Annotated in this window: 1 protein-coding gene; it reads right to left on the bottom strand. The window is 65.3% G+C overall.

Annotated elements, in window-relative coordinates; genetic code table 11:
* Window positions 1-5: 5 nt before the first annotated feature.
* A partial coding sequence (locus SB847_RS21960) for a hypothetical protein (protein ID WP_410578846.1) occupies window positions 6-245 on the bottom strand: 240 nt, incomplete at its 5' end.

Below are 245 nucleotides of genomic sequence, written 5' to 3'. Positions count from 1 at the left end.
GGCGGCTAGCGAGGACGGCTGCCGGACGGCCGCCTCATGCGCGCGAGCGCCTCGGCCAGGATGGCGTCGACGCGTGCCGCGCGCAACCAGTCCAGTGTCTCCTCCAGAGTTTTAATGAGCGCCCGTTTGCCTGCAGCCGGGGCACTAGCGGCCTCCAACTCGGCCAGCAATGCTTGCTGGCGATCCAACATTCTTTCCGCTTCGAGAATTGCCCGTTCAATCGCCACAAGAGACGTTGCGGCACC

Source organism: Bacillus sp. SIMBA_026, assembly GCF_046535335.1.
In the GTDB taxonomy this organism is placed as follows: Bacteria; Bacillota; Bacilli; order Bacillales; family Bacillaceae; genus Bacillus; species Bacillus velezensis.
Note: the sequence above shows the minus strand (reverse complement) of the source record. Positions and strands in the feature narration are given on the sequence as shown.